Source organism: Streptomyces sp. NPDC048182 (genome assembly GCF_043202555.1).
Lineage (GTDB): Bacteria > Actinomycetota > Actinomycetes > Streptomycetales > Streptomycetaceae > Streptomyces.
Genome location: NZ_JBIDAQ010000007.1, coordinates 38017 through 60265 on the forward strand (window position 1 = coordinate 38017; position 22249 = coordinate 60265).

Genomic DNA, 22249 nt, shown 5'->3' on the forward strand with positions numbered 1-22249 from the left:
CGAGTCGTCGCGGTGATCACTTCCCGGGTACGTGCCGCCATGGATGCGCGGAGCCGGAAGTTGACCCTTCTATACGCTGAGGACGTGGCGACAGCGAACCGGCGCGGACAGGGCGCGCACCTGGGAGAGAGCGGACCGGCGGCGGGCGACCTGCTGCTCCTCGCCACCCAGATGCGGCGGATGAACGGCGAGATCAACCGGCTGGTGCAGGAGTTCGCCGGCACCCACTCCCTGCACGCCACCGACGTCCACGCGCTGGCCGCGATCCTCGACGCGGAGGAGCCCATGACGCCCGGACGGCTACGCGAGCACCTCGGGCTCACCTCCGGCGCGGTGACCGCCTGCGTGGACCGGCTGGAGCGCGCCGGACACGTGCGCCGGGTGCGGGAGAGCACCGACCGCCGGGTGGTCCACCTGCACTACCCGCCCGAGGCGCGGGCGGCGGCCCGCGCCTGGTTCCGGCCGCTGGCCGAGGCGGCGGCGACCGCCCGGGAACGGTTCGACGAGGCGGAGGTGGCGGTCGTGCTGCGCTTCCTGACGGCGATGAACGACGAGCTGCACCTGACCCGCCCGGCGGACGGCTGACCGCGGGTGCATCCGCGTGGCGCGCCCGGGCAGTAGTTCAATCATTGAGATTGTTTGATCACTGCCCGCGCGACCACCCTTGGGAGACCGATGCCCACCCCCACCCGACGAACCCGCTGGCTCGTCCCCGTCGTCCTGCTCCTGGTCTGGCTGGGCATCGGCGCGACGCTCGGCCCGTACGCCGGGAAGCTGGGCGAGGTCGCCACCAACGACCAGGCCGCCTTCCTGCCGCGCAGCGCCGAGTCCACCGCCGTCATCGACGCGCAGAAGGACTTCAAGGAGCAGGAGACGCTGCCGGTGATCGTCCTGTGGACCGCCGCCGACGGCGACGGGCCGGTCGCCGATCGGCGGGCCGCCGCCACCCGGGCGATCGCGGGCGCCGCCTCCGGACCCGGGATCGTCGGACGCCCCTCGCCCGCCGTGCCCTCCCGGGACGGCGAGGCCCTCCAGGCGGTGGTCCAGCTGCGGCCCGACCTCGGCGAGCAGCTGCCCGACGCCCTGGAGCCGATCCGCGCCGCCGCCGAGAAGGTCCCCGGCACCCGGGTCGCCCTCGCCGGGCCCGCCGCCTCCCAGGCCGACCTCTCCGACGCCTTCTCCGGCATCGACGGCCTGCTGCTCGGGGTCGCGCTGATCACCGTGCTGGTGATCCTGCTCCTCGTCTACCGCAGCGTCCTGCTGCCGCTGGTCATCATCCTCGGCGCCGTCTTCGCGCTCGGCCTGGCCTGCGCGGTCGTCTACGCGCTGGCCGACCACGGCGTCGTGCGCGTCGACGGGCAGGTCCAGGGCATCCTCTCCATCCTGGTCATCGGCGCCGCCACCGACTACGCGCTGCTGCTCACCGCCCGCTTCCGCGAGGAGCTGGCCCGGCACGGCCACCGCTTCCCGGCCGCCAGCGCGGCCCTGCGCGCCTCCTGGAGCGCCATCACCGCGAGCGCCGCGACCGTGGCCCTGGGCCTCCTCGCCCTGCTGCTCAGCGACCTGACCAACAACCGGGCCCTCGGACCGGTCGGCGCCATCGGCATCGTCTGCGCGGTGCTCAGCGCCCTCACCTTCCTGCCCGCCGTCCTCGTCCTGCTCGGCCGGGCCGCCTACTGGCCCGCGAAGCCCGCCAGGTCCGGCGACCCCGAGGCCGGGCACCCGGTGTGGCACCGCGTCGCCGCCCTGGTCGACCGGGCTCCGCGCCGCATCTGGGCGATCTGCCTGGCCGCCCTGCTCGCCTGCGCCGCCTTCGCGCCAGGGCTCAGCTCCAAGGGCGTGCCGCTGGACGAGATCTTCGTGAACGACGCCCCCTCGGTCGCCGCCCAGCAGACCCTGGCCCGCCACTACCCCGGCGGCTCCGGCAACCCCACGGTGGTCATCGCCGGCGCCGACGAGCTGGACGGTGTCCTGAAGGCCGCCCGCGACACCGACGGCGTGGCCTCCGCCGACCCGGTGGGCGAAGGCGGGCGCCCCGGCGGGAAGCCCCAGGTGGTCGACGGGCGGGTGCGGATCGACGCGACCCTGGAGGACGCGGCGGACAGCGACGCCGCCAAGGACACCGTCGCCCGGCTGCGCACCGCCGTCCACGCGGTGCCCGGCGCGGACGCCCTGGTCGGCGGCTACACCGCCCAGCAGTACGACACCCAGCGCACCGCCGCGCACGACCGCACCGTCATCGTGCCGGTCGTCCTCGGCATCATCCTGGTCATCCTGATCGCCCTGCTGCGCTCGCTGGCGATGCCGGTGCTCCTGGTGGCGACGGTGGCCCTCAACTATCTGGCCACGCTCGGCGTCGCGGCCCTGGTCTTCCCGCACCTGTTCGGCTTCGGCGGCACCGACGCCTCGGTGCCGCTGTACGGCTTCGTCTTCCTGGTCGCCCTCGGCGTGGACTACAACATCTTCCTGATGTCCCGGGTCCGCCAGGAGTCGCTGCGCCACGGGGTGCGGCAGGGCATGCTGCGCGGCCTGACCGCCACCGGTGGCGTGATCACCTCGGCCGGCGTGGTGCTGGCGGCCACCTTCGCCGCGCTGAGCGTGATCCCGCTGGCCTTCCTGGTGCAGATCGCCTTCATCGTCGCCTTCGGCGTGCTGCTCGACACCCTCGTGGTGCGCTCGCTGCTCGTGCCCGCCCTGACGCGGGACATCGGCGCCCGCGCCTGGTGGCCGGGGCGCCTCAGCCGGCCGGACGCACCGTCCCGAGGTAGCGGCGCACCGCGATCTCGATGACGACGCGGGCCGGGTTCTCCCGGGGCTGCCGGTAGCGCTCGGCGTAGCGGACCTCCGCGTCCCGCACCGCATCCGGCTCGTGCCGCACCGTGGCGACGCCCTCCAGGGTGGACCAGCGCCGGCCGTCGACCTGGCTCACGGCGGCGACCGGCCGCTCGGCGCGCTCGACGTGGCGCGCCTTGGCGGTGTGCCCGCCGGTGATCACGCGGGCGGTGCGGGTGGCGTGGTCGTACGTCACCCCGACCGGCACCAGGTGCGGGGTGCCGTCGGCGCGGGTCGTGGCCAGCAGGCACACGCGGCGCTCCCGCCAGAACCGTAGGAACTCCTCGTCCGCGTCGGCGGCCGGGCCGGTCTCCTCGGGGCTCTCGTCCTCGGGGCTCTCGTCCTTGGTGCTCAACCCGTCTCCTCCGGTCTCCTCGCGGGCGGGGCGGTCGTCCCCGCCCCGGACAGCATCGCCAGCGCGTCGCCCAGACCGTGCGGGCGCAGCAGCCCGGGCAGGCCACGGCGCCCCCAGCCGGGTCCGGCGACGAGCACGGCCGGGCCGTGCCGGGCGCCCTGCACCCCCCACTGGGTCCGGCCCAGCTCCCGGGCGAGCGGGACGCTGGCCGTCGAGCGGGTCTGCGACCACAGCACGACGGCGCTGGGCCCGCTGCGCCGCACCGCCGCCGTCAGCGCCTCCGCCGGGACGGCGCCGCCGAGCATCCGCGTCGCCGCGCCGCGCTCGCGCAGCGCCGCGTCGAGGGCCTCGAGGGGCAGGGTGTGCTGCTCGTCGGGCAGGCAGGCAAGGAGCACCGGCGCCGTCTCGGGCGGCGGCACCGGGCAGGGCCGCAGCAGCGGGGCGCTGCGCAGCGCGGTGGACACGTGCCAGGACAGCAGGTGCTCGACCTCCACGTAGCGGTCGCCGCTGGACTGCCACTTGCGGCCCACCGCGTGCAGCGTCGGCATCATCACGTCCTCCCACGCGGCGAGCACGCCGTGCTCCCGGACGAAGGAGTTCAGCAGGTCCTGCACGGCCGCCGAGTCCAGCCGCACCGAGGCCCGGGCCAGACCGCGCGCCTCGTGCCGCACGTCGCCGAGCGGCAGCCCGCTGCCGACGACGCGGCCGTGGGGGGCCGGGACGGTGTCCGGCGGGTACGCGGGGGTCGGCGGGGGAGCGGCGGCCGGGTCGCCGGCGCCGGGGGCGGTGGGCGTCCCCGGGCGGGTCGGCGCCATCGCGGCGCGCGCGGCCTCGGCCGGCGGGACGCCGGTGGCGGTCAGCCGGCACATCTCCTCGAGGACGGCGATGTCCGCCGCCCGCCAGCGCCGGTGCCGGCCGCCCTCCCGGTGCGCCGGGCCGAGGCCGTAACGACGGTCCCAGGACCGGATCGTGGTCGGTGACACGCCGAGCCGGCGGGCGAGGACGCCGGTGGTCACGCCCGCCTCGGCCGCGTGCGTCCCACCGTCGGTGATCACCCTGTCCACGGCACCACCCTACGACGGCCGGGCGTCGCGGGCGGCTCGCTGCGGGAGGGGCGCCGACCGGCCACGGTGACGGGAGAACGGCGGAAGTTTCCGGCCGGAGGTGACACCGGGCCGCCCGACGGGGAAGGCGTCCGGCGGAAGGTCGGACCACGCACCGCCGACGGACGGAGACGACAGGCGATGGCCACCACGACAGGCGGGGCCCCGGCGACCGGAGTGGACCCGCGCAGCATCCGGCTGCCGGGCATCGTCCTCGGTGTCGGACTCGGCGGTTTCGTCGACGGCATCCTGCTCCACCAGCTCCTCCAGTGGCACCACATGCTCACCAGCACCAACCACGACCGCATCGGCGTGAAGTACTACGACCCCGACACGGTCTCAGGGCTGGAGATGAACACGGTGTGGGACGGCGTCTTCCACACTGTGTGCTGGCTCTCCGTCCTGCTGGGGCTCGCGGTGCTCTACAGCAGGGTCACCGAGAACCGCCGGGCGGTGTGGGGCTCCCGGGTGCTGTGGGGCTGGATCCTGGCAGGCTGGGGCCTGTTCAACCTGGTCGAAGGGGTTCTGGACCACCAGATCCTCGGCATCCACCATGTGCACGGCGGCCCCCACCAGGCATGGTGGGACGCGGCCTTCCTGGTCCTCGGCGCGCTCTTCCTCGTCGCCGGGTACCTCGTCCAGCGCGGCGGCCGTCCCCTCCGCCCCGGCACGCCGGAAGGCGCCGCACCGGCCGGGGGCGTCGCCTGATGCACGGCACGCACCCGGCGCACGACCACCCCCACGGCGACGCGGCCCTCACCGTCCTGCCGTCCGCACTGACCCTGACGGCCCTGCTCGCCGTCGGCGCGGCCTACCTGCTCGCCGCCCGCCGGGCCCGCCGCCGCAACCCCGCCCTGGGCTGGAGCGGCCTGCGCACCGCCGCCTTCCTCACCGGGCTCGCCCTCCTCGGCCTGGCGCTGCTGCCCCCGCTGGGCCCCGCCGCGCACGGCGACGTCCGAGGCCACATGGCCCAGCACATGCTCATCGGCATGTACGCGCCCCTAGCCCTGGTCCTCGCCGCCCCGGTCACCCTGCTGCTGCGCACTCTCCCACCGGCCCGCGCGCGGCGGCTGACCGCGCTGCTGCACCGGGCCCCCGCGCGCCTCCTCGGCCACCCGGCCACGGCGCTGGCGCTGAGCACCGGCACCCTGGGGGCGCTGTACTTCACCCCGCTGTACGACGCCGCCATGGGCACGCCCGCGGGCCACGGGCTGATGAACGCGCACTTCCTGCTCTCCGGCTGCCTCTTCGTCCACGCCGTCGCCGGCCCCGATCCGGCACCCGCCCGGCCCGGCGTCCCGGCCCGCCTCGGCTGCCTGGGCGCCGCGATCGCCGGGCACGCCCTGATCGCCCAGGCGATGTACGGCGGCTTCTTCGTCCGCGTCCACGCGCCCGTCGACCAGGTCCGGCAGGCCGCGGAGATCATGTACTACGCCGGGGACCTCGCCGAGCTGCTGCTCGCCGCGGCCCTGGTCGCCACCTGGCGGCCCGAACGCCGGGACCGACGGCGCCTGCCACCGGCCGGCCCGTCAAGCCTCGCAGATGCGGCAGGCCCCGCCGGCGCGGCGTCAGGCGGCGTCGCGCTCGGCTGACCTGCGCGCGGGACGCTCGCGGTCCGCCGCGCCCGGCGCCGCCGCCTCGTCGCCTCTGCCGCCGGGCAGCAGCCGCAGGTGCCGCTTGCGGGCGTGCCGGGCCGGGCCCGGCCCGGGGGCGGCGAACATCCGGTCCTCCAGGCTGGTCATGGCGTACAGCAGCAGCCCCAGGCCGGGCAGAAGTACGACGGCAACGATGATCACGCCGCTGGTCCCCTCTGGTGTGGACGACTCGTTCCGCTTTCCCGGACGGCTGCCGGTGATGGGCCGGGCGGTCGTGAAGATGCGGCGACCATCGCGTGAAACCCCCGGACGGCAGGCACCCGCGTGGCACTCGACACGGTGTTCCGGCGCAGGCCGGGGGCCATGTTCGGGCCGGCTTCGGGTAGGCGGCCCCGACGGCGGACACGTACCCGAGAGAACGGAGCACCCGAGCAGATGCCGACGCCCATGACCACGCCGACGACGTACACGACCGCAGCCACCGGCGGACCGCCCCCGGACGTGCCGCTGGCGGCCGGGTGGTCGGACTGGGTCGGCGACCACACCGCGTCGCTGATCCAGGTCCCGCTGCGCATCGCGCTGATCGTCGTCGTCCTTCTGATCGTGCGCGCGGTCGCCAAGCGGGCCATCACCCGGGTCGTGCAGCGGGTCCTGGAGCCCTCGGCCGGTGAGCCCGAGCGCAGCCGCCCGCGGCGCTCGGGCCGGGGCGCGGCCGTGCTGCACCGCGACCGCTCCCGGGCCAGGCAGCGCCGCGAGCAGCGCGCCCGCACCATCGGGTCGGTGCTGAGCAGCGCCGTGACCATCGTGCTCTTCATGGTCGGCGTGGCCATGGTGCTCGACCAGGTGGGCATCGCCCTCGGCCCGCTGCTGGCCAGCGCCGGCGTGGTCGGTCTGGCCATCGGCTTCGGCGCCCAGAGCCTGGTCGCCGACTACCTGTCAGGGCTGCTCATCATGATCGAGGACCAGTACGGCGTCGGCGACTCCGTCGACCTCGGCGAGGCCGTCGGCGAGGTCGAGCACGTCGGCCTGCGCCTCACCCACGTGCGCGACCTCAACGGCGGCCTGTGGCACATCCGCAACGGCGAGATCCTGCGCGTGCGCAACGACAGCCAGGAGTGGGCCCGCGCCGTCCTGGACGTCGCCGTGGCCTACGACGCCGACCTGAACGCCGTCTACCGGGTCCTGGAGGAGACCGGCGCCGCCCTGCACCAGGACCCGGACTTCGCGGACCTGCTCCTGGAGGAGCCCGCGGTGTGGGGCGTGCAGTCCCTGGACGCCGACGGCGTCCTGGTGCGCATCGCGGTCAAGACGGTGCCGCTGCAGCAGTGGGGCGTCACCCGCGAGCTGCGCCGCCGGGTCAAGGAGGCCCTGGACACGGCGGGCATCGACATCCCGTTCACCCAACGGACCGTGTGGGTGCGCACCGACTCCGACGCCGACTCGGACGCCCTCGTGCGCTGACCCGCGCCCCGAGGCACCGGCACGTTTTGCCGTTCCCGCAAGTTCCGTTGGCGGGGCGGCACCGGCCGGTGCAGGCTGCCTGCGGGGCGTGCGGCGGCGGACGTCCCGCCGAGACAGCCGACGCCGCCCGCCCCGAGGAGGCACCGTGACCGACACGCCCGCGACCCCCACCGCCGCGGAGTTCTGGGAGACCCGCTACCGCGACCGCGAGCGCGTCTGGAGCGGCCGGCCCAACGAACTGCTGGTCCGCGAGGTGGCAGACCTCGCCCCCGGCACCGCCCTCGACCTGGGCTGCGGCGAGGGCGCCGACGCCGTCTGGCTGGCCGGCCGCGGCTGGCGGGTCACCGGCGCGGACATCTCCGGCACCGCGATCGAGCGCGCCGCCGCACACGCCGCCGAGGCCGGCGTCGCGGACCGCACCGCCTTCGAGCGCCACGAGCTGGGCCGGACCTTCCCGGCCGGCTCCTTCGACCTGGTCAACGCGCAGTACCTGCAGTCCCCGGTCGCCTTCGACCAGCGGGCGGTGCTGCGGGCGGCGGCGGACGCCGTCGCCCCCGGCGGCACCCTGCTCCTCGTCATGCACGCGGGCTGGCCCTCCTGGCAGGACGAGCCGCCCTTCGACGCCGTCTTCCCCACCCTCGACTCGCTGCCGGCCGAACTCGCCCTGCCGGCCGACCGGTGGCACGCGGAGACCCGGGAGACCGTCCGCCGGCCGAGCCGCTCCCCAGAAGGCGCCGAGGGCTTCCGCGACGACAACGTCTGGCGCTTCCGCCGCGCCTGACCGGCGTCCCGTGTTCGGAAATGTTGAAGAAGTTACGGATGGGAATTATGGGATTTGAGGGTTGATGTGTGATGTATCGGACACCTGAGGGGTGAAGGCTTTTGGCTACCAGAGGGAGATGGTGAAATGCCTTCCACCGACAGGATGCTTCAGGACGTGACCCACGCCCAGGACATCGACATCGAAGCAGCCCTGGACCCCGCCGAGCCCGACGGAGTCTTCCGCGACAGCCGCGAGTGCGCCGCGCTCGCCCTCCAGTCCGGAGGCGGCAACCTGCTGCTCTCCCCGCCGACCCCGCGCCCCAAGAAGGGCTGACGGACCGACGGGAGCAGTGAGATGGAGCAGTCGAGCACATCAGCCCTCCTCGAGAGCGCGGTGCTGGACATCGCTTCCGACGTGGTCTCCGCTCTGAGGAGCGGAGACCACGCGCGAGCGGACGGCACCCCGGCCGACGTCGGCGGCGACGGCATCGCACGCGCCGCGGTGCGCGTCCTGGGCGCCGACGCCCTGCTGCCGGCCACCCTCCTCGGCACCCCTCCGACCCCGGCGCGGCTGGCCGTCTTCGCGGACGCCGTGGCGTCCCACCCGCCGCGCCCCGACGCGGCCCCCACCGTCCGCTGGAGCCACTGGGCCATGGCCCGCACGCTGCGGCGCGTCACGGACGACCCGGTCACCGACGACGGCCCGGAGCCCGGCGCCGGCTGGCTGGACGACGCCGGCTGGCAGCAACTGACCCACCAGCTCGCCGTGCTGGCGCCGCTCGCGCTGCCCGGCGAGGAATGCGCGCTCACCCGCGCGGCCCAGCGCCGCCCGGTCGACGTCGCCCGCGGTTTCGTGCGCGCGGTGCGCCGCCGGGACTGGCAGCAGGCAGCCGGCGCCGGCCGCTGGCTCACCCTGCTCGACGGGGTCCCCGACACCCTCGGCCTCGACGCCGGTCTCGACTTCGTCCGCCTGATGGGCGGCGACGACCCCCGGGTGACCCTCCAGTTGGAGGCGGCGCGGCTGATGCCGGCCCGCGTACCGCTGTGAACCACGCCGCCCCGGCCCCCACCCCGTACGCCGAGCCGCCCGAGGCCCGGCGCGTCGCGACGGCGGCCCTGGACTGGGTGGCCGCCCACCGGGACCGGTTCGCGCTCGACGGCGCCGCGCTCGCGGCGGACGGCCAGGTCAACCGCACCTGGAAGCCGCTGGGCGAACTGGCCCAGGTCTGCGCCACCGCGACCGCCGTCCTCCCGCCCGGCGACCCGCTGCACCGCGCCGCCTCCGGGCTCCTGGACTTCGCCTGGCGGCAGACCGGCGAGGGCGAGCTGTTCCCGCGTATGCAGGCCCTGGAGCCCTTCGCCACCTACCCGTTGGAGGTCTACGCGGCCTTCGCCTCGGCCGGCCTCAGACACCCCGGCTACGAGGCCGCCGCCGCCGTGGTGGCCCGCACCCGGGGCTGGCGGCTGACCGAGCAGTACCCCACCCGTCGCCTCGGCGTCCTCGCCGCCGAACGGCGCAGCGGCATCCCCCCGCACGGCGAGGCGGCGGGCACCCTGGGCCGCACCTGGCTGGGCGGGCTGCCCGAGCCGTGGACCTTCGAGCGGGCCTCGGGGTACGCGCTCACCCACGTCGTCTTCCACCTCACCGACTGGGGCCGCGCCGCCACCGGCATGCCGCCCGACCTCGCGGAGTACCTGCTGCACTGGCTGCCGCCCTGGCTCGACACCTGCCTGGAGGCCCGGATGTGGGACCTCGGCTGCGAACTCCTCGCCGTGGCCGCCGGCCTGCCCCGGCCACCCGCACCCGAGGTCCTCGACGACGCCTGGCGCCGCGTCGCGTCCGCGCAGCACGCCCGCGGCGCCGTCCCGGAGGAGGGCGCGATCCAGGACGCCGCCGCCCCGGACGGCGGCGATCCCTACCCCTTCACCGACTGCTACCACTCCACGCTGATGGCGGCGTTCGCCGGGGTGCTCACCACCGCCCGCCGGGACGCCACCGCCGACGGCGGCCCGCCGCACGCGCCGCGGGCCCGGGGACAAGGAGTGCCGGGATGACGGACACCCGCCTGATCCACCGCGTCGGCGCCGAGGCCCTGGAATGGCTGTGGGCCCACCGGGACGGCTTCCGGCTCGAACCGGACACCGACCCGGAGACCGGCTTCCTGGAACGGTTCAAGCCGATCGGCGAACTCGCCCTGATCTGCGGCGTCCTCTTCCGCGAGGGCGTGGCCGGCTCCCGCCAGGCCGAGCTGGCCCGCCGACTCCTCGACCACGCCTGGCGGGACGCCCTGGACGGCGGCCGGATGCTGGTGCGCGGCCAGCGCGTCGAGCCGTTCTCGCCCGTCCCCTTCGAGGTCTACCTGCCGTTCCGGGAACTGGGCTACAGCCAGCCCGAGATCGAACGCGCCGCGCTCCTCAACCACCGCCTCGACAGCTGGGCGCGCTTCCCCGTCACGCCCACCCGGCGCCTCGGCCTGTCCGCCTTCCAGCGCCGCTTCGGCCTGGACGCCCGCCCACCGGAGGCCGCCCTCGCCGGCACCACCTGGCTGGCCGGCACCCCCGAGCCCTGGACGGTGGAGGGCCACACCGCCTACGACATCACGCACACCGTCTTCCACCTGACCGACTGGGGCGAGAACCCCGCCGGACTGCCCCCGGCCGTCGCCGGCTACCTCGACACCTGGCTGCCGGTCTGGCTGGACGACTGGCTGGACCTGGAGCGCTGGGACCTGCTCGGCGAACTCCTCGTCGTGGACGCCTGCCTGCCCCGCCCCACCCTCGACGCCGCCGCCTGGGCGGGCCTGGCCGCCGCCCAGCAGCCCGACGGCGCGATGCCGGCCGTGCGCACCATGCCCGACGGCGACGCCGACGAGGTGTTCGACCAGGTGTACCACCCCACCCTGGTCGCCGCGTTCGCCTCGACGCTGGCCACCTCCCGCGCCCTCACCGCCCTGGCGGGCACCGCCTCATGACGGCCCGACAGGCACCCTGGCCCGGCCGGCCGGCCGAGGAGACGTCGGCCCCCGTGCCCGCGGCGGCCGGCGAGGACGGCCCGCGCGCCCGGCTCGCCGAGGCGGTCGCCGCCGCGGACGCGCCCGACGCGGTGTTCGCCGTCTCCCGGCGCGGCCACCGCACCCTGCTCAGCGGCGGCACCGCGACCCCGCCCGCCGTGCCCCGCGAGGACCTGCGCTACGAGATCGGATCGGCGTCGAAGACCCTGACCGGCCTGCTCCTGGCCCGGCTCGTCGGCGCCGGCGTGCTGACCGGCGGCGAACCGGCCGTCACCTGCCTGGCCCCGGGCCGCCCGGCCGGGCCCCGCCCCATCACCCTTGCCCATCTGATCACCCACACCTCGGGGCTGCCCGCCCTGCCGGCCGGCTTCGTCCGCCGCGGCCTGCCCGCCTGGCACACCAACCCCTACGCCCGCTATCCGGCCGCCCGGGTCGTCGACGCCTTCCTGCGCGCCCGCCCCCGGCACCGCCCCGGCACCCGCTGGCACTACTCCAACTTCGGCGTCTCCGTGCTCGGGCACGCCGTCGCCGCCGCCACCGGCACCGCCTGGGAGGACCTGCTCACCGGCCTCGTCCTGCGCCCGCTCGGCCTGAGCGGCACGGCCCTGCGCGCGGAGAGCCCCCTGACCGACGCCGTCGGCCACCGCAAGGACGGCCGCACCCCCGTGCCGCCCTTCGACGCGGGCGGCTTCCCGGCGGCCGGCGCCGTCCGGTCCACCCCGCACGACCTGCTGGCCTTCCTGGAGGCCCACCTCGACCCGGGCGGCCCGCCGCTCGCCGACGCCCTCGGCGCGGTGCGGGTGCCGGTGCTCCGCCGGGGACTCGGGCACCGGCACGTGCACACCGTGGCCTGGTTCCGGCACCCCACCGAGGGCGGGCCGATGTACTTCCACAGCGGCGCCACCCTCGGCCAGCAGGCGTTCCTCGGCTTCCGGCCCGACACCGGCACGGCACTGGCCGCCGTGTGCACCCGGCGCTTCCGGGCCGGCGACCCGTTCATCGCCACCGCCTACGCGCTGCTGGCCGAGGACTGACGCGAGGTCAGGCCCGCTGCCAGAGAGCCGGCGTGCTCTCCGGCGACCAGGCCCCCTGCGCCTGGTGGTTCTGCAGGCACCGGTACGTCACGCCGGCCCGGGTCACCGTGACTCCGGCCTGGTAGACGCGGCCGGCGACCCAGGCGTCGTCCGCCGTGTCGTCCTCGGTGGCGGGCGCGCCGGCCGTCGCGGACGTGGTCTTCAGGGTGAGGCCGAAGTCGCCGAGCGTCGCGTTGATCGGCTGGTAGAAGGTGGTGCCGCCGCTCGTGCAGTCGCCGGAGCCGCCGGAGGTGGTGCCCTGCGCCTGGCTGCCCGAGACGTAGGGACCGCCGGAGTCGCCGGGCTCGGCGCACACGGTCGTCTCGGTCAGGCCGTCGACGGTGCCCTCCGCGTAGCTGACGCTGGTGTCGTGCTGCTGGACGGTGCCGCAGTGCCAGCCCGTGGTGGAGCCGGAACGGCACACCGACGCCCCGACCAGCGCCTCCACCGACCCGGCGATCTCGACCTTCTGGTTGTTCTCGCCCTTCACGGCGGGCGTGGCGGTCCAGTCGGCGTTCGTCTGGACCCAGGCCATGTCCTTGCCGGGGAAGGAGGACGCCTGGAAGGTGCCCTGGGCGGTCTTCTGGTCGGCGCCGACCGTGGTGGAGCCGGGCTTGCCGCAGTGGCCGGCTGTGGCGAAGCCCTGCTGCTGGTCCTTGGTGACGGAGAAGCCGATGGAGCAGCGGGCCTGGTCGTCGATGTAGTAGGCGTCGCCGCCCACCAGGTCCGCCAGCACCCGCGGCCGGCCCTGCTCGACCCGCACGCCGAGGTCGCCGGCCGGCACGCCCGCGGCCTTCGCGAAGTCCGTCGCGGCGGCCTGGCTCGCCGCGCGCACCACGACCCGGTTGGTCTTCACGTCCACGTACCAGACCGGTGTCCGGGCGGTGTCCGTGCGGGCCGCGGCGGCGTCCAGGCGGCGCTGCACCTCGGACAGTTCGCCCAGGTTCCGCCGCACGACCGCCGCGCGGGCGCCCTGCGCCTCGATGGCGGCCTTGTCCGCGGCGTCGGTGGTGGCGACGGTCAGTTCCTCGGCACCGGGCCCGCTCACCCAGGCGCCGCCGAAGCGCTCACCCAGGGTGTTGCGCAGCAGACCCGCGCGGGTGCCCGCCTCCGCCTCGTTGGCCAGCCGGTCGGCCGCCTGCTCCGGCGTCAGCCGCAGGTCCCGCACCAGCGCCGCGAGCACCTGGGCCGACGGCCGGTCGGCGCCCAGGGTCTGCGTGGCGGTGGGCAGCGGGCCCGGCGCGGGCGGCGGGGCGGCCGACGCGGCCCCGGGGAGCGCGGTCAGGACCAGGGCGCCGAGCGCGGTGAGGGCGGCGCGGCGGCTGCGCGCGGCGTTTCTGCCGACCATGCGATGTGCCTCCTTCGGGGGCTGTGCGGACACAGCGGGGTGGGGGAGCGGGACGCGGGGCGCACCGCGGCGGAGCGAAGCCCTAGACCTTGCCGGGAAGCCCGGCGGGGATGCCGGGCGCGGGCGGCATTCCCGCGATGGGGGTCGCCGGTGGGTGCCAAGTGCAGTACGCGGCACCCGGCCCGGACCGCCGGCCTCAGGCCGGTTCGAGCCCGGGGCTGCCCGCCTCGGTCACGAAGGAGGCGCTCGTCGTGACGGCGGCGCCGGGCGTGCTGATCGCGGGGACGGTGCGGAAGTCCAGCCTGGTCTGCTGCCGGTCGAGGGTGGCGCGGACGTAGCCGCGCCTGGCGTCGTAGAACTTCATGTGCGGGTTGGCCTTCATGTACGTGTCCCAGTTGTCGGGCTTGGCCACGCCGTCCCGGCCGCTGGCGACCGAGGTGCAGGTGACCTCCGTGCCGACGGTGGCGGAGGCCGGGTCGTCGAAGTTCTCCTTGACGTCGAGGGCGTAGGCCACGTGCACGTCGCCGGTGAGGATCAGCCAGTTGTCGACGCCGGCCGCCTTCGCGCCGGCGACGACCCGGTTGCGGGAGGCGCGGTAGCCGTCCCAGGCGTCCATCGAGAGGGCCGCGTCGGCGGTGGTGTCGAACTTGCGCTGGGAGAAGCAGACCTGTTGCGGCATCACGTTCCACAGCGCGGTCGAGGCGCGCCAGCCGTCGAGCAGCCACTGCTCCTGCGCGGCGCCGGTGATGGTGCGCGCCGGGTCGTCGGACTCGGCCCCGGGGGCGTGCGGCCGGTCGTCGTACGCCTGGTCGGAGCGGTACTGGCGGGTGTCGAGGATGTCGAACTGGGCGAGGGTGCCCCAGTTCAGCCGGCGGTAGTGCTGGGCGTCGGGGCCCTGCGGCAGCTGGGCGGCGCGCAGCGGCTGGTTCTCCCAGTACGCCCGGTAGGCGGCGGCCCGGCGCACCAGGAACTCGGCGGGCGGAACGTCGTTCTCGGGCACCGCGCCGGCGTAGTTGTTCTCCACCTCGTGGTCGTCCCAGGTGACGACGAAGGGGTGGGCGGCGTGGGCGGCCTGGAGGTCCTTGTCGCTCTTGTAGAGCGAGTAGCGCAGCCGGTAGTCCGCGAGGGTCATCGTCTCCCGGTTGAAGACGTCGGGCAGCACGACGTCGGTGTAGCGGCGCTCCCCGCCGGCCGAGTTGACGGCGTACTCGTACAGGTAGTCGCCGAGATGGAAGACGAGGTCGACGTCGTCCTCGGCGACGTGGCGGAGGACCGTGTAGTAGCCGTCCTGGTACGCCTGGCAGGCCACGGCGGCCAGCTTGAGGGAGGCGGCGTCGCTGCCCGCGGCCGGCGCGGTGCGGGTGCGGCCCGCCGGGCTGAGCCAGGCGCCGGCGCGGAAGCGGTAGTAGTACACCGTGCCCGCCGTCAGGCCCCGCACGTCGACGTGCACGCTGTGCGCGTACTCGGGGTAGGCCAGCGCGGTGCCCCGGCTGACCACGGCGCCGAAGTACTCGTCCAGGGCCACCTCCCAGTCGACCGAGACGCGCTGCGTGCCGAGGCCGCCGTCCTCCTGGAAGGGCTCCGGCGCCAGCCGCGTCCACAGCACCACCGAGTCCGGCAGCGGGTCCCCCGAGGCGACGCCGAGGGTGAACGGATCCGAGGTGATCCGGCGGGCGTCCAGCTCGGGGGCCGTCGTCGCGCCGCGGGCCGGCAGGTTGGTGGAGAAGGCTAGCGCGGCGGTGGCCGCGGCCACGGTGAGGAACCGCCGGCGGCCCAGGTGCCGGGCGGCGGCGCCCAGCACGGCGTCGTGCGGGGAGAAGGCGTGCTCGGACAGTGCGCGGGGACGGCCCGTCGGCGCCATCTGGTGTCCTCTCGTACGGGGCGGTGATCGCCCCCGCACACTAAGTGGACGTACCACCCGAAACCGTCAGGACGTGCGGGGCGATCACACAGGAGGGGGTACGCGTGTGGCCCGCCCCGCGCCGGGGCACCCGGGGAGGCCGAGGAAGGCGGTGGACGGAGTCGATGGCGAGAGCACGGCGGTACGAGACGGCGGCCTCCAGCCGCTGGTGGGACGCGGAGGACGGCCGCCGGCTGCCGGGCGGCGAGGCGCACGCCTGGGAGCAGGGCACCGACCAGACCGCCTGCGGCCTGTCCCTGTACCGCTCCCGGCTGACCCGCTTCCCCGCGGTCCCGTGGGCCGAGGCGCTGCCGGAGTCCGGCGGCGCGGCCGACGCGGTGCGCCGGGTCTGCCCGCGGTGCGCGGCGGCGGCGTCGGGACGCCGGGGCGCGCATCCGGGGTGGCGGCGCACGCACCCGCGCCCGTGAGACGCTGCCGGCGACCGGCCTCGGCGACCGCGCCGGCCGCCGACCCCGTAGGAGGACCCGCGTGACGAGCACCGAACCGGCCCTCGCCCTGGCCGACGTCCGCGACGCCGCCGCCCGCCTGGCGGGCGTCGCGCACCGCACGCCGGTGCTGCGCTCGCGCACCCTGGACGCGCTGGCCGGCGCCGAGGTCTTCCTCAAGTGCGAGAACTTTCAGCGGGTGGGGGCCTTCAAGTTCCGCGGCGCCTACAACGCCGCCTCCCGCCTCGCCCCCGAGCGGCTGGCCCGCGGCATCGCCGCCTACTCCTCCGGCAACCACGCCCAGGCGGTCGCGCTGGCCGCCCGGGAGCTGGGCACCACCGCGGTGATCGTCATGCCCGAGGACGCGCCGGCCGCCAAGCGCGCCGCCACCGCCGCCTACGGCGCCGAGATCGTCACCTACGACCGCTACACCGGCGACCGTGTCGCCGTCGCCGAGGCCCTCGCCGCCGAGCGCGGCCTGAGCCTGGTGCCGCCCTACGAGCACCCGCACGTCATCGCCGGACAGGGCACCGCCGCCCTCGAACTCCTCGATGAGGCCGGCGAGCTGGGCGCCCTGGTCGTGCCGGTCGGCGGCGGCGGCCTGGCCGCCGGCAGCGCCACCGCCGCCAAGGGCCTGCACCCCGGCACCCGGGTGATCGGCGTCGAACCGGAGGCGGGCGACGACACCAGGCGCTCCCTGGCGGCGGGCCGCCGGATCACCGTCCCGGTGCCGCGCACCATCGCCGACGGCCAGGCCGTGTCCACGCCAGGGGAGCTGACGTTCTCCCTGAACCGGCGGCTGCTCGACGGCGTCGTCCTGGTCTCCGACGACGAGATCCGGGCCGCGATGCGCTTCGCCTTCGAGCGGCTGAAGATCGTCCTGGAGCCGAGCGGCGCCACCGGCCTGGCCGTCCTGCTCACCGGCCGGGCCGGCCCCCTGCCGCCCCGCGTCGGCGTGATCCTCTCCGGCGGCAACATCGACACCGCCCGCTTCGCCCGGCTCTGCGGCGAGGCTCCCTGACGACACGAGAGGGCGGGGCTCCCCGACGACACGAGCGATGGGGGTGACCGCACCCGCGCGGTCACCCCCGTCCGGCGTCGGCCCCGCTCACGCCGCCCGCGCCACCGCCCCGACAGCCGGGACGCGCAGCACCCGCCGGGCGGTGCCCAGGCTCGTGCCCAGTGTCACCGCCGCCGACACCGCCGTCATCGCGAGCCACACGCCGAGGAAGGCGTCCGGCAGCACCGCGTCGCCGCGCACCACCGTGAACGGCACCACCCCGGCCAGCGCCGCCACCGTGCCGAAGAACACCCCGGTGAGCGTGAGCAGCACGGCCTCCACGCCGACGACCCCGAGCACCTGCCCCGGCGTCGCCCCGGCGAGGCGCTGCCGGCCGAACTCCCCGGCGCGGTACGTCGTCGCCGCGTACAGCGAGTTGACCAGCATCACGCAGACGAACACCGCGATGATCCCCACCACCGTGAGGTTCAGCGTCTCCAGGTTCTTGGCGTCCACCGACTTCACGAGCCCCGAGTCCCGCACCGCCGCGCTCTCCACCGCCTGCATGGTCAGCGTCGCCGTCGACACCGCCGTGAAGAGGATCAGCGGCACCAGGATCCCGGCGAGCCGATCCACCCGCTGCCGCAGGTTGCGCACCGCCAGCCAGCCGCTCGCCCCGCCCACCGGCAGCCGGTCGAGGACACCCGCCAGGAGCCGCGGCGACAGCAGCGCGAAGCCGACCGACAGCAGGATCGCCCCGTAGGCCGGCGGCGCCATCAGGGCCTCGTCCGCGGCGGAGAGGCCGAAGGTCGAGGCCGCCCCCGCCGCGCCCACGGCCAGCGCGGCGTACGCCAGGAAGCGCCGCGCGCGAGGCCGCCGCCTGGTGCCGCGCGTCACGCGCCGCACCGCCAGGAGCGCCGCGCCCGCCGCCGCGAGCAGCGTGACGGCCATGCCGCCGGCCGGCGCCACGGGGCCGAAGACGAAGCCGACCGGACGTGCCACCTGCCCGCTGTCGTGGAACACGCCGAGCAGCACCCGCCCGCCGAGCATCGCCGGGCCGATCGCCAGCACCGACCCCGCCAGCGCCACGGCCACCGCCTCGCCCACCACCATCCGCCCCAGCTGCCCGGGCGTGGCACCCGAGCAGCGCAGCAGCTCCAGTTCGCGCGAGCGCTGCCGCACGGCCACCGTCAGGGTGGAGGCGACCGCGAAGAACACCAGCAGGGTGCCGTAGCCGCCCACCACCGATGCCGCGGTGCGCAGCGTCTCGGCGCTCGACGCGTCGATGCCGGCCTGCCCGGCGGTGTCCTGCATCGACTGGAAGGTCATGACGACCGCCGCGCCCAGGAAGGCGGACAGCAGCGTGGCGAGGAACCGTCCGGGGCGCTGCCGGACCGACCGCATGGCCAGGAGGAACATCGCTCACACCCCCGACGGCACGTCGTCGCCCAGGTGCGCGAGCCGCTCCGCGACCGCGTCCGGACGCGGGCCGTCCATCCGCCCGGCCAGCCGGCCGTCGGCGAGGAACAGCACCGAGTCGGCGTAGGAGGCGGCGACCGGGTCGTGCGTCACCATCACCACGGTCCGCCCGTGCACCCGCACCGCGTCCTGGAGCAGCAGCAGGACCTGCCGCGCGCTGCGCGTGTCCAGCGCGCCGGTCGGCTCGTCCGCGAAGACGAGCCGCGGCTCGGCGACCAGCGCCCGGGCGATCGCCACCCGCTGCCGCTGGCCCCCGGAGAGCTGGTCGGGGCGGTGGCCGAGCCGGTCCCCGAGGCCCACCGAGTCGAGCACCTCGCGTACCCGCCGCCGGTCCACCCGCCGCCCGGCGAGCTTCAGCGGCAGCACCGTGTTCTGCGCGACGGTCAGCGTGTCCAGGAGGTTGTACTCCTGGAAGACGAACCCGACCCGGCCGCGCCGGAACCGCGTCAGCTCCGCCTCGCCGCCGCCGGTCAGCTCCGTGCCGTCCACGCTCACGATGCCGCCGTCCGGCCGGTCCAGGCCCGCCGCGCACTGCAGCAGCGTGGATTTGCCCGAGCCGGAGGGGCCCATGACCGCGGTGAACGTGCCCCGGCTCAGTCCCAGCGTCACCCCGTCGAGCGCCCGTACGGCGTTCTCCGCCGTGCCGTAGGTCTTGGTGACCTTGACCAGCCGCAGCGCCTCCGCCGCCGGCGCCGCCGCACGGTCGCCTCGTCTCCCGGTGCCCAGCATCGCCCTCACCCTCCCACCCGGCCCGCACACCCTGCGCGGTGCCTCACCGAGGACGCTACGGAGCCGACGGCGGCGGGACACGGGGCGCAGAACCCGTATCGGAGGGTGTACCCAGTGACACCCCGGCCCCCGGTACCCCACCATGATCACCATGACCGACCCCATCACCTGGCTCGCCGTCCCCAAGTCCGTCGGCTGGGCCGGCCACAGCATCTGGATGTCGCGCGAACTCGCCCCCGAGGAGCTGGCGGCGCGGATCACCGAGAGCGCCCACGGGCCCCGGCTGACGGCCCGCCCGGTGGGCGAGCTGACCGCCGGCCGGCTCGACGACCTGCTGGACGAGGAGTGCGGCTGGCTCTACGACGGACTCGCCCTGCGCCACGGCCGGGAGGACGGCTGGTCGTTCGCCGTCGCCCACGGCGGCTGGCCCGGCGAGTTCCGCGACGACGTCTCCGTCTCGCGCGGCGGCGCGCACGTCTTCCACCTGGAGTACGAGGAGGAGAACGGCAAGCCCGTCCCGCCGACCTTCGCCTACGCCCACGACGGCGCTTTCCGGTGCGGCTTCAACCTCCACCTCGACGCCTCCTGGGGCTACGACGGCGTCGACGGCGACCCGACCCTGGCGCGCCGCGTCGAGGGCCTGCTGGCAGCCGCCGGCCTCGCCGACATCGAGGAGCTGGAATCGGAGCAGGTGCACCGCGGCTGCCTGGACGTCCTCGGGCAGCTCTTCGGTCTGACCCTCCCGCACCGGCGCATCACGGAAGACGCGCTCGCCTCGGTGGTCCTGGAACTGGCGGACTGACCGCACCGCGCGCCCGGCCCGTACGGGCCATCACAACGCGCCCCCGCCCGCCCCGCCCGCTGCAATGGAGGGGTGAGCGCGCCCCCGGACGACTGCCTGGCCCGCAACGAGTGGATCTGCGGCGAGTACCTGAGCACCCGCCGCCAGGTCCTCCTCGACGCGACCCTCCAGCACCTGGAGCTGACCGGCCTCTCCGTGCTGATCGCGCTGGTCATCGCCCTGCCGCTCGCCGTCCTCGCCCGCCGCCGCTGGGCGTCGGCGCCCGTCCTCGCGGTGACGACCGTCCTCTACACCGTCCCGTCCCTGGCGATGTACTCGCTGCTGTTGCCCCTGTACGGGCTCTCCGCGAGCCTGGTCGTCGCCGGGCTCGTGCTCTACTCGCTCACCCTGCTGGTCCGCAACCTCCTCGCCGGCCTGCGCGCGGTGCCGGAGGACATCCGGCAGGCCGCGCGCGGCATGGGCTACGGGCCCGTCCGGCTGCTGCTCGCCGTCGAGCTGCCGCTGGCCCTGCCGGCCGCGATGGCCGGGCTGCGCATCGCCACCGTCTCCGCCGTCTCCCTGGTCACCGTCGGCGCGATCGTCGGCTTCGGCGGGCTCGGCAACCTCATCTACGCCGGGATGAACACCTACTTCAAGGCGCAGGTGCTCACCGCCTCCGTGCTGTGCGTGGTCATCGCCGTCGCCGCCGACCTGCTGCTCCTCGGCGCACAGCGGCTGATGACGCCCTGGACCCGGGCGGGCCGGTCGTGAGCACGCTCACCGGGGCCTGGGACTGGCTCACCGACCCCGCCCACTGGTCCGGCGAGAACGGCGTCACCCACCGCCTGCTCCAGCACCTCGCCCTCACCGTGGTCTGCCTGCTCGTCAGCTGCCTCATCGCCCTGCCCGTCGCCCTGCTCCTCGGCCACCTCGGCAAGGGCGGCGCGCTCGCGGTCAACCTCTCCAACGTCGGCCGCGCCGTGCCCACCTTCGCCGTCCTGGTGCTGCTCCTGCTGACCCCGGTCGGCCGGTGGGGCGAGGGCCCCACCGTCGTCGCGCTGGTGCTGTTCGCCGTGCCGCCGCTGCTCACCAACGCCTACGTCGGCATGCGCGAGGTGGACCGCAGCGTGGTGCAGGCCGCGCGCGGCATGGGGATGTCCGGGCGGCAGATCCTGTTCCAGGTGGAGGTGCCGCTCGCTCTGCCCCTGATCCTCAACGGCGTGCGCATCGCCGCCGTCCAGCTCGTCGCCACCGCCACCATCGCGGCGCTGGCCGGCGGCGGCGGGCTCGGCCGCATCATCACCGCTGGCTTCAACCTCGCCAGCACCCCGCAGGTGGTTGCCGGCGCGGTGCTCGTCGCCGCGTTCGCGCTGGTCGTCGAGGGCCTCTTCGAGGCGGCCGGCCGTCTCGCGCCCCGCTGGGCACGGAGCACCGGGTGAGGCGCGCCGCGGCGCTGGCCGCCCTCCTCCTGCTCACCGGCTGCGCCACCGGCCCCTCCCTGGAGAACCGCGGCGCGGTCACCGCGTCCCCCGGCGACAGCAAGAGCCTGGTCATCGGCACCGCAGGATTCACCGAGAGCGACCTGCTGGCCCGGATGTACGCGCTCCTCCTGGACCACGCCGGCTACCGCACCTCGCTGCTCACGGTCGCCAACCGGGAGCTGTACGAACCGGCCCTGGAGTCGGGCCAGATCGACGTCGTCCCGGAGTACGCGGCCACCTTCGCGGACTGGCTGAACGCCAAGGAGAACGGCGCCGACGCGCCCCCCGCCGGCTCCCCCGACCTCGACGCCACCCTGCGCGCCCTGCGCCGGCTCGCCCTGCCCCGCGGACTCGCCGTCCTGGACGCGGGCCGCGCCGTGGACCAGAACGCCTTCGCGGTGACCGCCGCCTACGCCCGCGAGCACCGCCTGAAGACCCTCAGCGACCTCGGGGCCTCGGGCCTGAAGGTGCGGCTCGCGGCGGGCGACGAGTGCGTGCAGCGCCCGTACTGCGCGCCGGGTCTGCGCAAGACCTACGGCATCGACGTCACCGCCGTCGACCCCAAGGGCGTGGGCACCACCCAGGCCAAGCGGGCGGTGCAGAACGGCACGGACCAGCTGGTGCTGACCACCACCACCGACGCCACCCTCGACTCCTTCGGCCTGGTCCTGCTCGCCGACGACAAGCGCCTCCAGAACGCCGACTACGTCGTCCCGGTCGTCAACCGCGCCCGCGCCGGCGGCCCCGGCGTGGCGAAGGCCCTCGGCAAGCTGACCGCCGTGCTCACCACGGCCGACCTCGCCTCCCTCGACCAGCAGGTGGACAGCTGGCGCCGGCTCCCCGAGGACGTGGCCCGCGCCTACCTGCGCGCCAAGGGGCTGCTGAGCGAGTAG

Annotated in this window: 24 protein-coding genes; 17 read left to right on the forward strand and 7 right to left on the reverse strand. The window is 75.6% G+C overall.

The genetic code is table 11. The features are described from left to right. Positions 1-84 precede the first annotated feature (84 nt). Both ACGFZL_RS15665 and ACGFZL_RS15670 read left to right on the forward strand, forming a co-directional pair. Entirely contained in the window at positions 85-585 is a 501-nt protein-coding gene (locus tag ACGFZL_RS15665) for a MarR family winged helix-turn-helix transcriptional regulator (protein WP_393691982.1), read from the forward strand. A gap of 90 nt (positions 586-675) precedes the next feature. Beyond that, positions 676-2790 (forward strand): MMPL family transporter, encoded by a 2115-nt coding sequence (locus ACGFZL_RS15670; RefSeq protein WP_393691984.1) that lies wholly within the window; start codon positions 676-678, stop codon positions 2788-2790. On the opposite strand, the gene ACGFZL_RS15675 is transcribed toward ACGFZL_RS15670, so the two are convergent. Beyond that, entirely contained in the window at positions 2738-3085 is a 348-nt protein-coding gene (locus tag ACGFZL_RS15675; protein WP_393692532.1) for a pyridoxamine 5'-phosphate oxidase family protein, read from the reverse strand. The two genes, ACGFZL_RS15670 and ACGFZL_RS15675, sit on opposite strands and share 53 nt — an antisense overlap. A gap of 98 nt (positions 3086-3183) precedes the next feature. Next, complete coding sequence (locus tag ACGFZL_RS15680; RefSeq protein ID WP_393691986.1) at positions 3184-4251, reverse strand: MerR family transcriptional regulator; 1068 nt, start codon at positions 4249-4251, stop codon at positions 3184-3186. Positions 4252-4431: 180 nt separating this feature from the next. Between ACGFZL_RS15680 and ACGFZL_RS15685 the strand changes: the two genes are divergently transcribed. Together ACGFZL_RS15685 and ACGFZL_RS15690 are read left to right on the forward strand one after the other, a co-directional pair. Further along, on the forward strand, positions 4432-4998 hold the full coding sequence (locus ACGFZL_RS15685) for a DUF2243 domain-containing protein (RefSeq protein WP_393691988.1): 567 nt from the start codon (positions 4432-4434) through the stop codon (positions 4996-4998). Then, entirely contained in the window at positions 4998-5882 is an 885-nt protein-coding gene (locus ACGFZL_RS15690; RefSeq protein WP_393691990.1) for a cytochrome c oxidase assembly protein, read from the forward strand. Before ACGFZL_RS15685 ends, ACGFZL_RS15690 begins: the two co-directional genes overlap by 1 nt. Here the strand turns inward: ACGFZL_RS15690 and ACGFZL_RS15695 are convergent. Continuing rightward, positions 5859-6086: a hypothetical protein gene (locus ACGFZL_RS15695; RefSeq protein WP_393691992.1), complete on the reverse strand. Its 228-nt coding sequence runs from the start codon at positions 6084-6086 to the stop codon at positions 5859-5861. The genes ACGFZL_RS15690 and ACGFZL_RS15695 overlap by 24 nt on opposite strands. A gap of 234 nt (positions 6087-6320) precedes the next feature. Between ACGFZL_RS15695 and ACGFZL_RS15700 the strand changes: the two genes are divergently transcribed. The 7 genes from ACGFZL_RS15700 to ACGFZL_RS15730 all read left to right on the forward strand — a co-directional run bounded on the left by ACGFZL_RS15700 (position 6321) and on the right by ACGFZL_RS15730 (position 12153). After that, positions 6321-7346 (forward strand): mechanosensitive ion channel family protein, encoded by a 1026-nt coding sequence (locus ACGFZL_RS15700; protein WP_393691994.1) that lies wholly within the window; start codon positions 6321-6323, stop codon positions 7344-7346. Positions 7347-7491: 145 nt separating this feature from the next. Continuing rightward, on the forward strand, positions 7492-8127 hold the full coding sequence (locus ACGFZL_RS15705) for a methyltransferase domain-containing protein (protein ID WP_355173311.1): 636 nt from the start codon (positions 7492-7494) through the stop codon (positions 8125-8127). 126 nt (positions 8128-8253) lie between these two features. Beyond that, the gene (locus ACGFZL_RS15710; protein WP_393691996.1) at positions 8254-8442 is read left to right on the forward strand and encodes a hypothetical protein; all 189 of its coding nucleotides are present in this window, start codon (positions 8254-8256) and stop codon (positions 8440-8442) included. A gap of 21 nt (positions 8443-8463) precedes the next feature. Then, positions 8464-9156 (forward strand): hypothetical protein, encoded by a 693-nt coding sequence (locus ACGFZL_RS15715; protein WP_393691998.1) that lies wholly within the window; start codon positions 8464-8466, stop codon positions 9154-9156. After that, positions 9153-10163: a DUF6895 family protein gene (locus ACGFZL_RS15720; RefSeq protein ID WP_393692000.1), complete on the forward strand. Its 1011-nt coding sequence runs from the start codon at positions 9153-9155 to the stop codon at positions 10161-10163. The genes ACGFZL_RS15715 and ACGFZL_RS15720 overlap by 4 nt, the downstream gene beginning before the upstream one ends. After that, entirely contained in the window at positions 10160-11080 is a 921-nt protein-coding gene (locus ACGFZL_RS15725; protein ID WP_393692002.1) for a DUF6895 family protein, read from the forward strand. The genes ACGFZL_RS15720 and ACGFZL_RS15725 overlap by 4 nt, the downstream gene beginning before the upstream one ends. Further along, positions 11077-12153, forward strand: a complete 1077-nt coding sequence (locus ACGFZL_RS15730; protein ID WP_393692004.1) for a serine hydrolase domain-containing protein — start codon at positions 11077-11079, stop codon at positions 12151-12153. Before ACGFZL_RS15725 ends, ACGFZL_RS15730 begins: the two co-directional genes overlap by 4 nt. 7 nt (positions 12154-12160) lie before the next feature. On the opposite strand, the gene ACGFZL_RS15735 is transcribed toward ACGFZL_RS15730, so the two are convergent. Both ACGFZL_RS15735 and ACGFZL_RS15740 read right to left on the reverse strand, forming a co-directional pair. Next, positions 12161-13540: a trypsin-like serine protease gene (locus ACGFZL_RS15735; RefSeq protein ID WP_393692006.1), complete on the reverse strand. Its 1380-nt coding sequence runs from the start codon at positions 13538-13540 to the stop codon at positions 12161-12163. Between the two features lie 196 nt (positions 13541-13736). Next, positions 13737-15401, reverse strand: coding sequence for an alkaline phosphatase D family protein (locus ACGFZL_RS15740; protein WP_393692008.1), 1665 nt, complete (start codon positions 15399-15401; stop codon positions 13737-13739). 164 nt (positions 15402-15565) lie between these two features. Between ACGFZL_RS15740 and ACGFZL_RS15745 the strand changes: the two genes are divergently transcribed. Further along, the gene (locus ACGFZL_RS15745) at positions 15566-15868 is read left to right on the forward strand and encodes a hypothetical protein (protein ID WP_393692010.1); all 303 of its coding nucleotides are present in this window, start codon (positions 15566-15568) and stop codon (positions 15866-15868) included. Between the two features lie 61 nt (positions 15869-15929). Continuing rightward, entirely contained in the window at positions 15930-16907 is a 978-nt protein-coding gene (locus ACGFZL_RS15750) for a pyridoxal-phosphate dependent enzyme (protein ID WP_393692012.1), read from the forward strand. Between the two features lie 87 nt (positions 16908-16994). Here ACGFZL_RS15750 and ACGFZL_RS15755 read toward each other — a convergent pair whose 3' ends face one another. Then, positions 16995-18305, reverse strand: coding sequence for an FtsX-like permease family protein (locus ACGFZL_RS15755; RefSeq protein ID WP_393692014.1), 1311 nt, complete (start codon positions 18303-18305; stop codon positions 16995-16997). Positions 18306-18308: 3 nt separating this feature from the next. Next, on the reverse strand, positions 18309-19094 hold the full coding sequence (locus ACGFZL_RS15760) for an ABC transporter ATP-binding protein (RefSeq protein ID WP_393692016.1): 786 nt from the start codon (positions 19092-19094) through the stop codon (positions 18309-18311). 151 nt (positions 19095-19245) lie between these two features. On the opposite strand from ACGFZL_RS15760, the gene ACGFZL_RS15765 reads away from it, so the two are divergent. From ACGFZL_RS15765 to ACGFZL_RS15780, 4 genes are all read left to right on the forward strand, one after another. After that, positions 19246-19896 (forward strand): hypothetical protein, encoded by a 651-nt coding sequence (locus ACGFZL_RS15765; protein WP_393692018.1) that lies wholly within the window; start codon positions 19246-19248, stop codon positions 19894-19896. A 72-nt stretch (positions 19897-19968) separates the two neighbouring features. Continuing rightward, positions 19969-20646 carry an ABC transporter permease gene (locus tag ACGFZL_RS15770; RefSeq protein WP_355173335.1) on the forward strand — a complete coding sequence of 226 codons (678 nt, stop codon included), beginning with the start codon at positions 19969-19971 and terminating at the stop codon, positions 20644-20646. Next, positions 20643-21314, forward strand: a complete 672-nt coding sequence (locus ACGFZL_RS15775; RefSeq protein ID WP_393692021.1) for an ABC transporter permease — start codon at positions 20643-20645, stop codon at positions 21312-21314. Before ACGFZL_RS15770 ends, ACGFZL_RS15775 begins: the two co-directional genes overlap by 4 nt. Then, positions 21311-22249: an ABC transporter substrate-binding protein gene (locus tag ACGFZL_RS15780; RefSeq protein WP_393692023.1), complete on the forward strand. Its 939-nt coding sequence runs from the start codon at positions 21311-21313 to the stop codon at positions 22247-22249. The genes ACGFZL_RS15775 and ACGFZL_RS15780 overlap by 4 nt, the downstream gene beginning before the upstream one ends.